Origin of the sequence: Bradyrhizobium sp. 31Argb (assembly GCF_043638955.1) — a bacterium.
GTDB lineage: Bacteria > Pseudomonadota > Alphaproteobacteria > Rhizobiales > Xanthobacteraceae > Bradyrhizobium.
Genome location: NZ_JBEGDB010000001.1, coordinates 45,531 through 61,404 on the forward strand (window position 1 = coordinate 45,531; position 15,874 = coordinate 61,404).

A 15,874-nucleotide genomic window follows, 5' to 3' on the forward strand; every position below is an offset into this window, starting at 1 on the left:
GAAATCATCCTAGAGTCCGGCCTGGATCGTCGCCGCGTCATCGCGCACATTCGCCAGCGCAGCCCTGATCGCGTTCGCCCATGCAGGATTCGCATCTGCGATCGAGCCGATTGCCTGTGAAACGTTGCACCCACCGAAAGCGGCAGACCCTTTGTAGAAGATGGGGTTCGATCCGCTTCCCGAAGCGATGGCTGCCGCGAATTGCGCCTGCAATGCCGCCGAAAGCGTCGAGAGCGTGAGCACTTGGCCGGCGACGGTGACCGTGCCGGCGACACTGTCGTGGATCGTGGTGACATTTCTGCCGCCGAACAGTCGGCAGATGTAGGTGGTTACTGCCATGAGTCCTTACCTCCTCTAGAAGATAGTTGTCGCTTTCACCAGAGCGCCAGGATGTTGGTAGCGGTGGTGTTGGCCGCCATGACGCGACGGACCTGAAGCTCGAGCATCGTGCCCGCCGGCACCGCATTGATTGTGACCGGCGAGGCATCGGCATCATCGGCCATGATGATCGCGAGGTTGCCGGCGCCTCCGACAAAAATCATCTTGGTTACATTGCTGAGATCCTGGGTATTGCTCGGCGTGACCGCGGCGGCCTTGCGCGGCGCAGAGTCTGGCCCGCTGGTCACGAAGAACGGGTCGACTGCAGTCTTTGGCATTGGTGCTTACCTATAGTGACGTTGCAACTCGGCCGCGAGGGCGCGCTTGCGAAGCTCGGCTTCGCTGGTATCTGATCGCTGCTTTGTCGGCGCGACCCGGTCCTTGCGCAGGGCGTCGAGATCCTCGTTTCTATGAAGAAGCTTGTCGTCGAGCGGGTTGAAGTTCTGATTGCACATCATTTTTCTCCGTTGTGTTGATGGGCACGACGCCGCTTGGCGTGCGCACCGCGAGCACGCCAGCAATCGGTGACGGGTCTGGCTCGAGGCCGAGCTGCGCTCGCGCTTCGTTGCGCGTCATGATGCCGGAGTCGGCATAGCGGGCCAGAATCTCAGATTGTTTCGACTGGTCGATCTCTTCCTCTTCGACCCAAGCAAATTCGATCTCGCCGCTGCTATCGAACTCGCGCTCGATGATGTCGTTGAACATCTCGGCCGCCCACTGCTTGAGACTTTGCAGGCCTTCCTTCTCGGCCTGCTCCTCATGCTGCTCTGCCGATGCTCGATTGAGCTGGCGAACGAGGGCGTTCGGCGGATAGGAGAACGCAAAGCAAATGATGCGGCATAGCCATTCGTCCATCTCAGATTTAAGATCAGGCTCCTTTAGTGGCTGGTACTTGCCGCTGCCGGCGATGAATTTCATCCGGCGGCGGACGCCGAGATTGCCGACGTGCAGATTATCCCAATAATCCTGAAATCGCTGGATCTGGTCCGGAACCCAAGACTCAGGGAGGCCAAAAATCCCTTCAGGCATGTTGCCTTCGGTGTACCAGTCAAGTTGACTATCGGCGCGCTTCGTCGCGATCTCAACCGTGTTGATGATCTGCTGAACGGCGCTGCAGCCGTAGATCCGTCCGGGCCTGATGTTGAGCGGCCGGTAAATGAGATCGTGTGCCGTATAATCGACCGCGGGCAAACCTTTGAGGACTTGTTGATAGGCCGGAGGCCAAGCCAGTCCACCGTGGACGCGGAAGCCGCTCGCGACGATGTTGCCTGCGTTGATCTCGGCGCCGTTCCACATGAATGGGCGACCAGTCCACCGCTGTGGCCTCGGCGTGCGGCCCCAGTCGTCAATCACTCTTTTGATCGTGGCGCCGTCCACGACGCGCAAGCCGGTGAGCGACCCGAACGCAGTTCGCTCGCAAAAGATTGCTGGCGCGTCGATAACCAGAACATCCTCAAGAACCGAACGCAAGAATCCGCTGAAGGTCACCTCGTAGTCCGGGCGCCGGAAGAAGGCCTGTACATCCTCAATGCGCGAGCGCACCGATGCCGGCAACTGCGCCGTTTTCGGCCTGCGGCCGTTGCCTTCATGCTTCTGCCGGATCGTCCACTGCAATCGGCAAATTTGATCTTTTCTGCGCTCTATGACGAGACGGAGCGGATCGTATGAGTCGGCGAGACACCGCAGCGCCGCGAAGTCGACCGCTTCGCCGTTGCGCGGACGGGTGTTGAGGTTGTAGCCAGGAATGAAGTCGAGCGCGCGGCCTGCCACTTCCGGCGGCGCCACTGGTCGCATCGGGGTCTGCGGTCCGAACCAATCCGATCCCTCGCCGCGACTCTGCGCGGCTTGTGTGTACTGAGATAGATCGCGAGCAATGCCGCGCTCCGTCGTCATGGACTTTTCGGCGTCGTCGCTCATTTTCAGTTCGCCTCCGGAGGATTGACCGCGAAGCGGTAAGCCTCGCTGCGGCGCTCGATGCGATCGAGTTCTTCCGCCCTCTCCAACATCTGCTTGACGAGATCGAGCTGCGCGATGATCGCCTCGCCGGCAGCGACGGATGCCGCGACATGCGATTTGCCGCAGTGCTTCTTCGTCAATTCGTCGGCCAGCTGCTTCGCGGCCAGTGAGTCACTGAGATCGGCGCCGGCAAGCTTGCGGAGATCACCATCCTCGAGGATGCTCTTCGCGATTCGGTAGCGGTTCGGTATCGCGCGATATTCTGCCTCGTAATTTTTGTGCAGATCACGGCGCGCTCGTTCGATGCTTTCGGGTGTTGCAAACAGCATTATGATTTTCCCCCTGTGATTGAGGATTTCTGTGATCCTGTTCATCCGTGCCATCTCCCCTTGCGTCGCATGATCTCGACCACCTCATTGGCGCCCGCGATCCTCCGCCGCATCACAGACTCGAAATACTCTTTCCGGGTCTGCGGCCGCTGCGCCTCCAGGATCGAGGCAATGCGGATGCCTTGCGGCTGCGGCGGGTTCGGCCCGAGCATCTGGCGCAGCTCCTCGTTGGCTTCGAGCAGCGGTTGATTGTATGGCGAGAGCATGTGGCGGGCGTCGCTCTCGGAGACCCAGACATAGAACGTGCCGTCGGCATCGGACTCGACCGCGATCGTTTCACCGCTTGCGGTGATTAGGTGCGATACTGCCGTGACCAATTTCAACTTGGCGCGGCCATCCGCGCGCCTCAGCGCGCCGGGCTCAGGATGCTGCTGTTCTTGCTCCGCTTGCGGGGCGGCGCGCTCCTTGTCCACGGCCTCGGACAGCTTGCGGTAGTGCGTCAGGATGGCCGGCTCTGGATTCCCGATGTCAGGATTGGCAAGCGTCAGCGCGCCGGCGGCGCTGGTTGCCCAGTCATCGTGCTGGCCGCTTTGATGATCGATTGTCGCGCCTTTGCGGACCAGCGTCAGCAGTTGCCGCCGCAGCTCGGGGATGTCGAGCATCTCGGCCTGTCCGGCGTTGAGCGCAACCTCGAGACTTTCGTAAATGTCGGTCCTGGTCCGCTTGTCGACGATGTAGTCGATGCCGCAATCGGCGAAGTCGCGGCGGAAGGTCTCACCGGCATAAGCGTCACCGTGAACCACCTTGCAGCGGTAGAGCTTGCACATAACAGCGAAGCGCTTGACGGCATCTCGCGGATTGAAGGGAGTCGGCTGGCCCTGATTGATGAGAAGATGCAGAACAGCCTTGCGGTCGTCCCAGTGTGCGATTGCGAGCGTCGCATCATCGGAGCTACCGCCCGACATATCGACGAAGGCGAGGTAATCGACGCCATCCTGCGGTTCTATCACCTGTCGCCCGGAGACGATCGCTGCCTCGACGCGACCCTGATCGAAGTGCGCGCCCTGCGGAGCGCCTGGGAGATTGTGGTGCAGGCGGCGGAAGCGGGCCGAGGGAAGACGGCGCCGCTGCTGCTCGATATAGCCTCGGCCCTCGGGCCAGCTCGCCATGCTTGGATTGGCGCGCTCGTCCGGCGGAAGATGCGCGAAATTCGGATCGGTGCAGTAGTCGGCGCTGTACCACGAAAACAGCATCCGCGGGTCTGACCCTTCCATGCCGATCTTTTTGAGATCGTGCAGCGGGCAACCTTCGAGGTCATAGATGGAGTCGTAGCTTGTGATCCATGTGAGGGTGTCGGTCCTGGTCGGGTCCGGCGCCAGCGCCTCAAGCAGGTCCCAATTTCTGTACCCGTGGATTTCGTCAAATCCGACAAAGACCGCGGTTCGGCCGTGCTGACCGATCACGTTCTGCGCCGGGATTACCCGCATCACGCCGCGGTTATCCTTGCGCCGGATTTCCTTCGCCAGAACCTCCAGCCCTTCGCCAAGCTCGGGATTCGCGGCGATGATCTTCTTTGCAAGATCGAGATCAGCGGCCGCTTGGTCTTCGTCGTTTCCGACCAGGAGGACATCGGAGCCTTGCGGACTCTCGCGGCATGTCAAGGAGTACAAACCGCCGAGGACCAGATCGGCAGATTTGAAGTTTTTCTTGCTTCGGCCGGCGAGCACCATCGAATATTGCGGGATGCCGTCGTCCCGGTAGGTATCAAACGCTTTATGAAAGATGTCCTTCCGGTAATCCTCGATGACCAGCGGTCGGCCATCGATCCAGTTCAGGCCGTCGAAGAAGCTGATGGCGGAGATGGGTGCCTCCGTCATGACGCCGCCTCGGCCGCCTTCCTCGCCGCGCCGATAGCCGCGATGCGCTCGGCGGTGGAGGATTGGTGCGTCTGGTTGGGTTTACCCTGCCGGATGCCTAACCGCGTCAAACCGCGCAAAACCAAGCGCGCGACCATTTCGGCGTCGGCGCCCTTCCCGCACTGGCGGAGCCGGCGACCCCGGACGATCAACATGCTCAGCTGCTCGACGATCACGCGCTCGGCGTGCGACGGCTCGCGGCCTAAGTCGCGCAACAGCCCCGCGGCCTCGGCCTGCCGCTCTGCCTCGGCCTCGGCGGCGAGCTCGAGCATCCGCGCCTTGCCGCGACGGCCGAGATTTTGATCAAACTTGGAAACAGGCATGACCACGCGACCACCGTTCCGGTGTTGCCCGTGGTCTCCTTAAGGCGGGCGGGTTGATCTGACTGCGAGCCTGCGAAGCTAGCGAATCAGATTTATCAGCCTGTTCACCGCCATGTTCTCCGGCAAGTCACGAATACGTGTTGGTGGGTGGTTGGTGATCAGCGGTGAATGAACGCCGATACCGCAATGAATAGGAGGAGCACTGTTGATGCCACAAGACCAGCGCAGCGCCAGAACTTGTCGCGCGCGTCGTATGCATTCCAGGCGGCCAGAATCGCGGCCAAGAATGGATTGATGATCTGCAAATAGCTCGTTAGCAGCTTCAACGTACCCACAGTCAGGGAGACCCTAAAGGCGACGATCGATGGGATCGGCCAGGATATCAGCAGGCAACTCTTCGACGTGGACCACGTGATCCTTGGAGAAGTGGATGGTCGTGGCATCCGGCTGCCGCTGCATAGTCAAGATCTCATCAACGTTGATGATGATCTTTTCGCCACCTTGGCGCGTCAATTCCTTGAAGTTGGCCATAGCTGTCCTCATGTCGGTTGCGGGGGCAGCAATCGCTTACACGGGATTTGCTGAGTCGGGGAGTGGGCGCGCGCGAAGCCTGACGACGCCTCTGGTGGCGCGCTGCTTAAGGCGCGAGGCTTCGCAGACCGGCGATCATGCGGCCAATCGATCGCGCGCGCGGATAACCGTCATGGCGGACCACGGCTTGCCAGTAGGCGTGGCGACGTTTCGGTCGTTCAGGATGCGCGCGATCTCGCGGGCGGACTTACCTGCCAGCTCCTCGAAATACGGCCTCAGTGCCTTCGCCCGCTCAACTGCGGCCTCTTTGGCTTCGCGACCATGGTCACGCAGTCCGCCGAGCTGCTTACCGTTGGCCTTCGCGGCGGCCAGTGCATCCTTGGTGCGCTGGCTGATCATGCGTCGCTCTTTCTCGGCGAGCGCGGCGTAGAGGTGCAGCATGAACGGGTCGGTGTCGGCACCCAAATCGGCAACGATGAACGAAACCTTGTGCTTCATCAGGCCGGAGATGAAATGCACGTCACGGCTTAGCCGATCGAGTTTCGCGACGATAACCGGCGCCTTGGCCTTGCGGGCCACTTCCAGAGCGGCGGCGAGCTGTGGCCGCTTCTCGTCGTCATCCTTGCCGCTCTGCACCTCGGTGAAGGTCTGGATGATCTGAACGCCTTCCTGATCGGCGAAGCGCTGGATCAGGGCCTGTTGCGCCTCCAGGCCAAGTCCGCTTTTGCCCTGCTTCTGCGTCGAGACCCTAATATAGGCGATGGCGTTTTTCATGGTGGCCTCCCTTCACAACACAACGCATGTTGACATGTTACGCGTAACAGGTCAAGGGTTATAAGCGAGCTGTTACAGTAAAAGACGACCACGCCTAATTGCGTGGAACTGTTTTGGCGGCAGACGATTGAAATGACCGTCTCCACCCCGACAGGAGGCTGCCATGCACCTTCACACATACCGGGACGAAAACCGCTCAAGGCATCTCGATCTCATCGGGCAATACTGGTCAATTGACCTCGTCACCCTCACGGCTGCCTTCGCCTGTGCCGTCGTAGCCCTGTGGGTCCGCTAGGCGGCCGAAAAATTCTCGAAGCGCTTGGACGCGTGCGGGTTGTGCGAGGTGGGGCAGTGGCATCAGCGTCACAGCTCTGCAACGGAAAATTTACGCAACTCGAAAGACGCTAGCGCCGTTATCCGTTGCGTTGTACAAACCGATTCTGAATACGGGAGAGCCGCCATGACGGAAGAACTTAAGGAACTGATCGAAGTGGCAAAGCGGGTGACCCCGACCCCTGCGCAGCGCGAGGAACAGCGCCGTAGTTTTGCGTATGGAAACACCGCGTTCGAAAATAGCCGCATTACGCGTGAAATGATCGATCGCCAAGCCGAGAAGCTGGCGGCAGATGACAAACGAACCGCGTAAGGAGAGGCACAGTCACGCCCTCGAGCCGGAGCTTATCACTGATCCTCAGTTGAAAGCTGAAGCGGAGGCCGCAAACGGCCTCCGCCAATATGACTACGCGGAAAAGAGCGTCCATCAGGCCTTAGAGCGAACTCCGTTTAAACTTCGCCCCTCGCTCATTTACGCCTTACAGCGTGAAGCTCTGCAAGGCATCAGCGCCTACGCCGGTGTACAACGGCCTGGCGGCGTTGAAATTGTAAACAGTGAGCATGAACCGGTTGGCGCGCACCAGGTCCCCGAGCTCCTTGAGGAGCTGTGCGATTATGTGAACGACAATTGGGACAAGCCGCCAGTTTACTTGGCCGCTTACGTTATGTGGCGGCTCAATTGGATTCATCCGTTTGCGGATGGTAACGGCCGCACATCCAGAGTGCTTTCCTTTTTCGTCCTATCGGTGAGGCTTGGTTTTGTCCTCCCCGGTTCCCCCACACTTCCAGAGTTGGTGATTGCACATCGCGGGGACTATGAGGATGCGTTGGACGACGCTGACGCTGCTTACAAGAAAGACAAAACGATTGACGTTTCCAAAATGGAACGGCTGATCGAATCTTTGCTCGCGAAACAGCTGCATCGCGTCTACGAACTGGCCTCAGGGAAGACGTCTGCCAACTAAGGATGCCCGCGCGTGGCGGCGCGCTCCTCAAAGATCGTTCTGAGATGGCGAGGGAAGCGTGCGCGGCTTGCGCTGGGCACTTGCCGGCTTCGTCCGTTGATCTATATAGTTCCCGGCGACAACTGGGGCGGGAACATGGGCAGGCAGATTGGTGGTTGGATCGCGTGGGCGGCGGCATTTGGCATTGCCTTCTTCGTCGTGAAGTACGGCGTGGCCTATGTCAAAGGCCAGGAGGTCGGTCTTACCGGCGCGATGCGTGATGGATTCGTCGGTGCGGCGATCAGGACGTGTGGCGAAAAGCAAGCGAACGACCCCGCCAACGCTGGGATTTCGAAGGCGATCCTCTCGATGTATTGCAATTGCTACGCGAACGGGATCGCCGACCGGGTGTCCGAGAATCAATTGCGAGCGACCTCCGATTTGCCCGCCGGTCAGAGGTTAGCGGCGCTGCAGCCGGTTATCGACGCGGTGTCACCCGTGTGCCTTGACGAAGCCAGAAGAGCTATCCCGACGGCGAAATGATCCTTCATTACTCTCGCGGCCTTCAGGCGAAGGGAGGTTCGAGCCCGCGCGCCCGCTTGGGCGGCGCGCTCGGTTCGGATGATCTGGCCGCGACGTTTCTAGGGTACGGGCCGGTGTGGTAGGGCCTTCGCGCCACGACACTGAGGAGGCTCTGAGAATGCCGGGCGGAACGACCTTGTGCCCTGTCTGCAACGGGAAATGTGTATGTGTGGTCTGCGACGGGCGGATGGAAATCTTTATAGAGCCGAACAAGAAAGAATGGGTTCCTTGTCCGGTTTGCTGCGGTGATCCGAACAAACACGAACGAATGCGCGGCGTCTGTCAGAACTGCGAGGGTGTTGGCACCGTCGACAAGCCTGCTCAACTCTGAGTCTGGTGAGCCCGCGCGCGCTTGAGCGCGCTCCTCACCATTCCTCGGTTTCATACGCATTGACGGTCCGGATGATCTGGCTGAGTCGTTTCCGGGTACGGCCAAGCATGTCGATACCATCCCGCACATTGACGAGATCGCGCCGGTATTCCTTGCAGTGATCGACGATGTCAGGGAGGGGCGGCCGCTTTGTTCCGCCAAAATGATACCAGGAATCACGATATTGCCAGACGCGGTCGACGGCCTTGGCGAGCGCGGGAATTGGAATCCAGTGAGGCGTATCGGCGGAGTCACCCTTCGCGCGCCAGACATCCGACAGCGTCCAGGCCAGCGCCTCGACATAAGCGTCGGTATCGTCGCCGCCTTTGATCCCGAGCACATCAAGCATCTTCGAGGCGAGCAGCTGATACTCGCCCGACACGGGCTTGACGCGAAGAGTTTGATCCACCGCCTGGTAGGCCGCCTCGATCTCGGCGGGTGGTGGTAGGCTCTCCTGGATCTCGAGCGCTCGATTGCGGGAAGCCCTCCAGTCGGCATTGTCGGAAAGCGCGACGAGCTCGCCGTCCTTATCGCCGGCGAGGAATGGGGCGGCATCTCTGGCAGCCTGGATTGAGCTGCACCACTGTTCCTGCAAGATGAAAGGCGCCAGTGCGCTGTTCATGAGGGTGGCGACGTCTGTGCGCGTTTGCTTCACCAGTGAGCCGGCACCGGTCGGGGTGATGATGTCGGTTGTCATCACGCACCCCCCTGCAGCTTGCGCATCAGCCGTTCGGTGTTGCTTTCGCGGCGCCATTGCGGTGGCAGCCGGCTAGGTGGTGGTGACGCCATGGGGCGGCCGTCGGCGTCGATTGTGCTGGTGATCGGAGCGGCCGGTTCGTCCTGCCAACACTGGCCGTGCAGCCATGTGCCCGGATGTTTCGTAAACTTCGGATCCTGGCCGCTGCGCTCGGCGGCGTAGCGCATGGCGCCGGCTAGCAGCTCGGCCCGCGTCGCCAGCTTCTTGGTGACGACGCCGCGGTAGGCCTTGAGCGCGGCGCCCTTGGAAACCTTGCGAGGGTACTTCCGATAGAACTCCTCAAAACTGGATTCGATGTCATCGTGAGTCTCTGATCGACGCTGCCCTGAATCTTCGTCACCGAGATCGAGAGACTCTCTCTCTACGCTTTTCTCTTCGCTGTTCGATTCTCTTTTCTGGCGGACAACAGTGTCCGGTCTTACATACCCGGTTTGTCCGGTCATATGACCCGGTTTGTCCGGTCTCGGATCGTCAGGGCGGACATCAGTGTCCGGTCTTAAATCGGTCTGACCGGACAAGCCTGTCCGGTCTAATTCTTTCTCTGGAACACAAAGCTCGAACGAGTTGGAGCGGTGATAACCACGACTCTGGACACGTGCCCAACCGGTCTGCTCCAACTCTCGGAGCATACGGCGAACGTTGCGGTCGCTCATGCCGGTGCCGCTCGCCAGCTCTGTCAGAGATGGATCGCACCGTCCGGTTTCGATGTTGTGGTGAAGTGCGAGACGGGTACCGACGATCTTCGCGGTGCAGCTCAGTACCTCGCCATCTGCGGCGAGAAACAGCCTGATCCAGTCGTCGCGATCTTTGAAGGTCTGCCAAGCGTTAGACGCTTGACCGGCGGGGGACGGATTACTAGATGTCTTCATGTCGCGGTGCTCCATCATCGCGATGTTGGTGGCGAGCTTGGGTGTGGTGCCCCAGGCTCGAATTTTTTTAAGAGCCCTGTCGCGCTGACTACGCGGCGGGGTTTCCTGTTTCTGGCTTTCGGATTTGCGACCTCTGCGTTTGCCCGTCCCCGGATGCGTCGCGATCGCCTGCGTGAGCCTTGCGTTTCGCCGTCCCCGGCTATCGAGCTCGAATTTCATTTCATGTAGTTATGATTCCGCGCGCTGCTACTCGCGTAGGCGGCGCGCCAGCGCGACACGCTCAAGACTCAGGATGGTGGATCTGGTCGAGCTGGTCGCGCGGGAGATTTGGTTTGCAAACGGGGCACTAACCCCTTGATGCGTCTGGGCAGCTTTGAGGCCCGGTTTGCAAGATTCGTGAGTGATTCCTGATCGCTGGGTCAGCCTACGAATCTGAGGGTCGGACGTTCGAATCGTTCCGGGCGCGCCACTTCGAGGCGAATGACCCTCAGTGGACCTTTGGCCGACGTCTTGCTCTAGAGCCCGGCCGGAGCCCGAGCTGTCACGACCCACGTCGCTGCATTTAGCCTGACCCCATCAGGTCCATCGTGTGCCGCAAGCGCGGATCGCACCGCCGGTAGCATTGCCGCCCGCAGTTCGGGATTTTCACGAAGAACTTTGCCGAGAGCTCCAACCCTCGAACAAACCGCCAGCATCGAATCGAGGTCGCCGCTTCCAACCAGCTCGTCATGGGCAGTGATCTCGATCTCTCGGAAGCCCGCTCTTTCCAGAATGCGGTGCACGCGGTCGGGGTTGGCGAATGCGAATGGGCCGGCTGCGTCCGTGTCGTGAGCGGGCTGCGGCGGCAGATGAATAGACGCGGCCCTAAGCGGCAGGATGTCTAGCGGATTTTCCTCGAGCGCGCGCCAGCGGACGAACGCTAGCCGCCCATTCGGTTTGAGACTACGCCGAACGTTGCTGAACGCCGCCGTGGGGTCGTTGAAGAACATCACCCCAAACCGCGAGAAAGCGGCGCCGAACGAGGCCGGTTCGAAAGGGAGCACTTGGGCGTCCGCATGGAGGAACCGCACTCGTTTGCACCCGTTGGCCGCGCGTTTCGCGAACGCCAGCACCGCAGCCGACACATCGACCCCCACGACTGTGCCGTCTGGCGCGACGGCGCGGGCAAAGTCCAGCGCTGTCTCGCCTCCGCCACAGCCTATGTCCAGGACGCTTTCACCAGGATTTGGCGCAAGCGCCTGCAAAGGCCGCCGACCCAGCGGAGCGAGTTGCAGTTCCAATAGCTCCCGGACCTCTGCCCACGCGCGCACTCGTACCTCGTCTTTGGTCAGCGCCGGCCGGGGGCTGCTCTGATTCATGCGGGGATGATTGCCTGACGGTCGGGGAATGTCGAGGTCGCTGCACGGCCTCAAATTCGGCTGCTGGCGAGCCAAGCGCTGACCGCTTATGACCCCATTACGTCGATGCAGAAACTGATCGAACGGCCGTTATCGAACCGTAACCGGACCGCCTCGCGAAATCGCGAAGACAGCAGCGCGGTGTGGGATGGACGCGGCTACCTTTCGACTTCGACGACGTATCTCCGTACAACCTTGACCGCCTTATCACGCTGGGGTGCAAGGTCCGCCCAGGCTTTCGACTTGTAGAACGCTACGGCGTCATCCAAGCCATCCCATTCGACGATCCCCACCCCTTTCGGGGCTGGCCCACCCTCTACCTGAACAATCCGTCCCGCCGCGGTGCGTAAAGCGTGACCATGGGCTGCTTCTATCGCCTTCCGGGCGGCAGGCAGGTACGCGGCTTGGGCTGAAGCATCGAGGGTTTCGATCTCGCCGACAGAGTAAGCTTTCGGCTTAGCTCCTTGAGCGTGGAGGCCTTGGACCGCGATAGCTCCAATTGCGACGCCCGCGAGCAATACCATTGCGAGTTTGGAACGAGATCTCATGGCATTCCTCCGATTCTGCAATTTCAATCGAAGACGTACACCCCCTGGACGTGAGTCGGGATGGCCAACTGAAGGTTCAAGGCAGACGGGCGGCTAATGCGCCAAAACGCTTGCTGTCCCTAGCGGATTTACAGATGAGCGACGCAAGCGCTGGCAACACCATTGGCAAGACGAATGTCTGAAGGTAGTCCATCGCGTCAATTCTAGAAATAGGCGAGAAGGCAGCTATCAGGCGCTAACCGAACGACCCTGCAAAATCAGGGGGGCGGCCCGCTGGGCGTAGCGCGAAATCGCAGGCGCTCGCGGTTTTGCCGATTCGAGCGCGCTGCTAGCGTGCAGCATTTCCGTCGCAGCGAGGTTGGCGATCGCCTCACCTCCAGGTCTTCTGCGATTGCGTCTTCCGCCGGCGCCGATCCGACAAACCAGGCTGCGACGTCAGGCAACCGAGCGCCTAGGCGAAATTATGTCTGGATTTCGATAGTGCAGGAATTCGCGACTTTGTTCCGAATGGGCGCCCCTTTTATGCAGCCTCACGAAACGAGTGTGGCGCTAAAATCAATCTCGACCTTCATCAGCTTGGAGACGGGGCAGCCGGCTTTTGCGGTTGCGGCGATCGACTGGAACGTGTCGTGGTCGATGCCCGGTATCTTCGCCGTGGTGGTGAGATGCGCCGAGGTGATCGAAAAGCCGTCCCCGTCCTTCTCGATGGTGATTTCCGATTTGCTGTCCACGTGCTCCGGCACGAAATTCGCCTGACCGAGCTGTCTGACGAATGACATGGTGAAGCACGCGGCATGCGCTGCACCTAACAACTCCTCCGGATTGGTGCCCGGCTTCTCGCCGTAGCGGCTGAAGAAGGTGTAGGGATGGTTGTCCAGCGCGTGGCTCTCGGTCGAGACCGAACCCTTGCCTTCGCGCAGGCTGCCATTCCAGGCGGCGGATCCGAAACGTTTCATCGGTCTTTACTCCTTCCTGTTGTGCATGCCCCGCAGCTTACGAGCGCGTCAGCACCACCGCTCGTCTCTTCCCGGCCTCGATCATGTCGAGGACGCGGCCATCCCAAGTGTGTTCACCTCATGGGCGTTGGCCGGCAGCCTCCAGGATCAGTTGCGTGATTTCATCGGGTTGAGAGATCAGCGATAGGTGACTCGCTTTGACCTCTATGGTCCTGGCTCCCATGCGCTTGGCCATGAATCGTTCGAGGTCCGGATTGATCGTGCGGTCCTCGGTCGAGACGGCGTAGTAGCTCGGCTTTGACCGCCAGGCCGCGTTCGTGGTCTTGCCGGTGAGCAGTGCCTTGTGGAACGGCTGCTGGACCGCATAGAGCACCTTGGCCTTCGCCTCCGGCAGGTCGCCCGCGAAATCGCGCAGGAAAGCTTCCTCGGAAAGCCGTCCTTCATCGCCGTCGAACACGATGCCGGCCGTTGCCGGCGGGGTCGGATAGGTCTTCGCGAGCGCCGTGTAGTCCTCGCCGGCATCCGGCGCGCGCGCCGCCACATAGACGAGCGCCGAGACGTTCGGATGCACGCCGGCTTCGGTGACGATCATGCCGGAGAAGGAATGGCCGACCAGAACCGTCGGGCCGTCCTGCCGTGCCAGCACGCGCTCGGCTGACGCGACCGCTTCAGGCAGCGTGGTCAGCGGATTTTGCACGGAGGTCACGTTCAGGTCGGTCGTCTGCAATCGCGCGATCACCTCCGACCAGCACGAGCCGTCGGCGAACAGTCCATGCACGAGCACGACGTTGCGCGCCTTCGGCGGGGTTGCGTTTGCGGCCATGCCGCGAGTGGAGATCAGCGAGGCCGCTGCGCCGGCAAGCAGAGCGGTCGAAAAAGCTCGTCTGTTCATCGTCATGATGCTCTTCCTTTGACCACGAGGGGATTGTCTTGAGGGCGCGGAATGGCCGCGCGGTTTCAAGCAGTCCCAGCGTGAACACACGGTGATGCCGCCGCGCGCGAAGGCCTCGCGGTTGTTCTCGATGCTGTAGTGGCCGCGAAGATAGTTGACCGCGAAACGGAAAGATTTCTGGATCGCACGGAGCAGCACGTCACAGCGCGCTGGATCCGCCCTCCACGATCTTCTCATTGAGCTTCTGATCTACGATCTGGACCGTACGATCGATCTCGGCATTGGGCGCGCCAAGCTGATGCGAAATCAGCTTCACCAGCAGGTCGACCCGCTCGATGAAGGGCGCTCCGCTCGCCACCGCGCGCGCCGCCGATGAGGGCTTGAGAAGGCTTTCCGCCGCTTTGGCGTATTTCTCGAACGGCACCTGATCCTTCGGGTCGGCTCCCAGTCGGCGAGCGATCCCATCGACATGTTCATAGATCGACTGCGAGCGCTTCAGATCGGCGTGCACCGCGTCGCGGATCGACTGCGGCTCCTGCGGCGTGATGCAGCGGTAATTGCCGGTCAACAGCATCGACCATTTGGCCAGCGGGACGAACAGCGAGTCGAACACTTTGAGCTTCACCGGAACGTCCTGGCCATCCAGCTTCACCGCGTCGATGTCCGCCTCCAGCTCGCGAAGCAGCCGGTTATGCGTCTCATCCGCAAATGCCGCTGCCTTGAAGTTTGTCGGCAGTCCGACATGAAGGACATTCGCCGCCTCGTCCGGCGGACGGAAGGCCTGAGGATCAGGCGAGCAGAGCGAGACCAGTCCCGGCTTGAAGCGCTCCCATACCTGCGCATTGGTATAGGCCTCTTCGAGGTCCATGTCCGACAGCGCCGGGATCCGTTTGAGATAGGGCAACGGCGGCATGTTCATGATCGAAAGGCAAGGCAGCTTCGCCTCGGCGATCTTGATCATCAGAACCCGGATCGTATGGTTGGTGTATTGCGGCTCCTGCATGGCAAGGCCAACCAGATCGTAACGGGAGAGGTCGACGTCTGCGGGCGATGCCGCGTCCAAGGTCCCGGGTAGATCGCGCGAGAAGATCGACCGGTGCGTCGGCTCGTCACGCAGCTTGATGCGAACCTCGGTACCGTCGCGATTGATGAGCTCTGCGGTCTTCTTGCGACAAACCAGCGTCGCGTTGTGACCGGCCATCAGCAGCTTCGTCGCGAGCAATGAGCCGTACGAGGCTCCTAGGATCAGAATGTTGCGCGCCATGTCCCTCTCCTAAGGTTTCCTCCAACGTCCCAACCCAAGCCAGTCTCGAATTTTCGGGTATCCGCTTGGGCGAAGGAACGGCGCAGGCCGGACCTCTACATCACACGGGGACAGCCTCTTCGGGCAAGGAGCATACTTGTCTACCGCCAATTGATGGGCATTACAATCGCACAGCGGCTCCTGGTTTCAGACCGCAGAAGCAGAAGGGGGTCATCACTCGCACCGATAGCGATGACCGTCGCGGCCAAGGAATGTGCCGGTCGCGGGATTGTACGAGCGGTGGCGCTGCGCGCAGGTGTCGATGCCGCTGGCCTCTTCGTTATAGTATTGCAGAGCAGAAGGCGGCTCTGACTCCAGTCTGGCCGCGGGCGTGGGCGCGCCGCCGTTCAGAATGTCTGCATTGGGATGATAGAACGCGTACAGTCCGGGCTCCTGGATAGCCGCCTGAGCGAATACTGGTGTTGCAGCCGTTGCCGATAGCAGCGCGGCGGCCGCGAGGATCTTGAGTGAGGTCATCGAAATTCTCCATCGATCGATACGAAAGCTCGATCGGGGCGCGCAGGTCCGCATGGCGCACCGCCAGGCGGTGCGCGCCGTCAAATACGAGTTTCTCGTATTGGGGTTGTCCGAATGCTCGGAGCTTTCGATCCAAGATCTAAGCGGCCTGCGCGCGCATCCCACTAAATTCTGCTTTACGATTCCTCAACTCGAGTTGACGGCGGGAACGTGAGAGATCGCCAACAGGATACGTGTCG

General features: G+C 60.7%; 21 protein-coding genes and 1 tRNA gene. 6 read left to right on the forward strand and 16 right to left on the reverse strand.

Annotation, left to right across the window (positions count from 1 at the left end; genetic code table 11):
* Positions 1-9: 9 nt before the first annotated feature.
* The 8 genes from AAFX91_RS00245 to AAFX91_RS00280 form a co-directional block, all read right to left on the reverse strand.
* Complete coding sequence (locus AAFX91_RS00245) at positions 10-339, reverse strand: hypothetical protein (RefSeq protein ID WP_394565177.1); 330 nt, start codon at positions 337-339, stop codon at positions 10-12.
* A gap of 35 nt (positions 340-374) precedes the next feature.
* Positions 375-656 (reverse strand): hypothetical protein, encoded by a 282-nt coding sequence (locus AAFX91_RS00250; RefSeq protein ID WP_394565178.1) that lies wholly within the window; start codon positions 654-656, stop codon positions 375-377.
* A gap of 130 nt (positions 657-786) precedes the next feature.
* Positions 787-2,295, reverse strand: coding sequence for a phage portal protein (locus tag AAFX91_RS00255; protein ID WP_394565179.1), 1,509 nt, complete (start codon positions 2,293-2,295; stop codon positions 787-789).
* A gap of 2 nt (positions 2,296-2,297) precedes the next feature.
* A complete protein-coding gene (locus AAFX91_RS00260; RefSeq protein WP_394565180.1) occupies positions 2,298-2,663 on the reverse strand; it encodes a hypothetical protein in 366 nt (121 codons plus the stop codon).
* A 41-nt stretch (positions 2,664-2,704) separates the two neighbouring features.
* Entirely contained in the window at positions 2,705-4,540 is a 1,836-nt protein-coding gene (locus AAFX91_RS00265) for a hypothetical protein (RefSeq protein ID WP_394565181.1), read from the reverse strand.
* Entirely contained in the window at positions 4,537-4,908 is a 372-nt protein-coding gene (locus tag AAFX91_RS00270) for a hypothetical protein (protein WP_394565182.1), read from the reverse strand. Before AAFX91_RS00270 ends, AAFX91_RS00265 begins: the two co-directional genes overlap by 4 nt.
* A gap of 342 nt (positions 4,909-5,250) precedes the next feature.
* A complete protein-coding gene (locus AAFX91_RS00275; RefSeq protein ID WP_394565183.1) occupies positions 5,251-5,433 on the reverse strand; it encodes a flagellar FlbD family protein in 183 nt (60 codons plus the stop codon).
* Positions 5,434-5,568: 135 nt separating this feature from the next.
* Entirely contained in the window at positions 5,569-6,207 is a 639-nt protein-coding gene (locus tag AAFX91_RS00280; RefSeq protein ID WP_394565184.1) for a recombinase family protein, read from the reverse strand.
* Positions 6,208-6,370: 163 nt separating this feature from the next.
* On the opposite strand from AAFX91_RS00280, the gene AAFX91_RS00285 reads away from it, so the two are divergent.
* The 4 genes from AAFX91_RS00285 to AAFX91_RS00300 all read left to right on the forward strand — a co-directional run bounded on the left by AAFX91_RS00285 (position 6,371) and on the right by AAFX91_RS00300 (position 8,027).
* Positions 6,371-6,502: a hypothetical protein gene (locus AAFX91_RS00285; RefSeq protein WP_394565185.1), complete on the forward strand. Its 132-nt coding sequence runs from the start codon at positions 6,371-6,373 to the stop codon at positions 6,500-6,502.
* A gap of 165 nt (positions 6,503-6,667) precedes the next feature.
* Complete coding sequence (locus AAFX91_RS00290) at positions 6,668-6,853, forward strand: hypothetical protein (protein WP_394565186.1); 186 nt, start codon at positions 6,668-6,670, stop codon at positions 6,851-6,853.
* Positions 6,854-6,902: 49 nt separating this feature from the next.
* Entirely contained in the window at positions 6,903-7,505 is a 603-nt protein-coding gene (locus tag AAFX91_RS00295; protein WP_394565187.1) for a Fic family protein, read from the forward strand.
* A gap of 135 nt (positions 7,506-7,640) precedes the next feature.
* The gene (locus tag AAFX91_RS00300; protein ID WP_394565188.1) at positions 7,641-8,027 is read left to right on the forward strand and encodes a hypothetical protein; all 387 of its coding nucleotides are present in this window, start codon (positions 7,641-7,643) and stop codon (positions 8,025-8,027) included.
* 404 nt (positions 8,028-8,431) lie between these two features.
* Here the strand turns inward: AAFX91_RS00300 and AAFX91_RS00305 are convergent, their stop codons facing one another.
* Together AAFX91_RS00305 and AAFX91_RS00310 are read right to left on the reverse strand one after the other, a co-directional pair.
* Positions 8,432-9,133: a hypothetical protein gene (locus AAFX91_RS00305; RefSeq protein ID WP_394565189.1), complete on the reverse strand. Its 702-nt coding sequence runs from the start codon at positions 9,131-9,133 to the stop codon at positions 8,432-8,434.
* Entirely contained in the window at positions 9,133-10,281 is a 1,149-nt protein-coding gene (locus AAFX91_RS00310; RefSeq protein ID WP_394565190.1) for a helix-turn-helix domain-containing protein, read from the reverse strand. Before AAFX91_RS00310 ends, AAFX91_RS00305 begins: the two co-directional genes overlap by 1 nt.
* A gap of 140 nt (positions 10,282-10,421) precedes the next feature.
* Here AAFX91_RS00310 and AAFX91_RS00315 point away from each other — a divergent pair.
* A tRNA-Arg gene (locus AAFX91_RS00315) sits at positions 10,422-10,531 on the forward strand.
* Positions 10,532-10,577: 46 nt separating this feature from the next.
* Here AAFX91_RS00315 and AAFX91_RS00320 read toward each other — a convergent pair.
* The 6 genes from AAFX91_RS00320 to AAFX91_RS00345 form a co-directional block, all read right to left on the reverse strand.
* On the reverse strand, positions 10,578-11,420 hold the full coding sequence (locus AAFX91_RS00320; protein WP_394565191.1) for a class I SAM-dependent methyltransferase: 843 nt from the start codon (positions 11,418-11,420) through the stop codon (positions 10,578-10,580).
* A 197-nt stretch (positions 11,421-11,617) separates the two neighbouring features.
* Entirely contained in the window at positions 11,618-12,007 is a 390-nt protein-coding gene (locus AAFX91_RS00325) for a DUF1330 domain-containing protein (protein WP_394565192.1), read from the reverse strand.
* 530 nt (positions 12,008-12,537) lie between these two features.
* Positions 12,538-12,963, reverse strand: coding sequence for an OsmC family protein (locus AAFX91_RS00330; RefSeq protein WP_394565193.1), 426 nt, complete (start codon positions 12,961-12,963; stop codon positions 12,538-12,540).
* A 118-nt stretch (positions 12,964-13,081) separates the two neighbouring features.
* Positions 13,082-13,861 carry an alpha/beta fold hydrolase gene (locus AAFX91_RS00335; protein WP_394565194.1) on the reverse strand — a complete coding sequence of 260 codons (780 nt, stop codon included), beginning with the start codon at positions 13,859-13,861 and terminating at the stop codon, positions 13,082-13,084.
* Between the two features lie 193 nt (positions 13,862-14,054).
* Entirely contained in the window at positions 14,055-15,119 is a 1,065-nt protein-coding gene (locus AAFX91_RS00340) for a ketopantoate reductase family protein (protein ID WP_394565195.1), read from the reverse strand.
* A 213-nt stretch (positions 15,120-15,332) separates the two neighbouring features.
* Positions 15,333-15,635 (reverse strand): BA14K family protein, encoded by a 303-nt coding sequence (locus AAFX91_RS00345; protein WP_394565196.1) that lies wholly within the window; start codon positions 15,633-15,635, stop codon positions 15,333-15,335.
* Between AAFX91_RS00345 and AAFX91_RS00350 the strand changes: the two genes are divergently transcribed.
* On the forward strand, positions 15,622-15,849 hold the full coding sequence (locus tag AAFX91_RS00350) for a hypothetical protein (protein ID WP_130577792.1): 228 nt from the start codon (positions 15,622-15,624) through the stop codon (positions 15,847-15,849). The genes AAFX91_RS00345 and AAFX91_RS00350 overlap by 14 nt on opposite strands.
* Positions 15,850-15,874 lie beyond the last annotated feature (25 nt).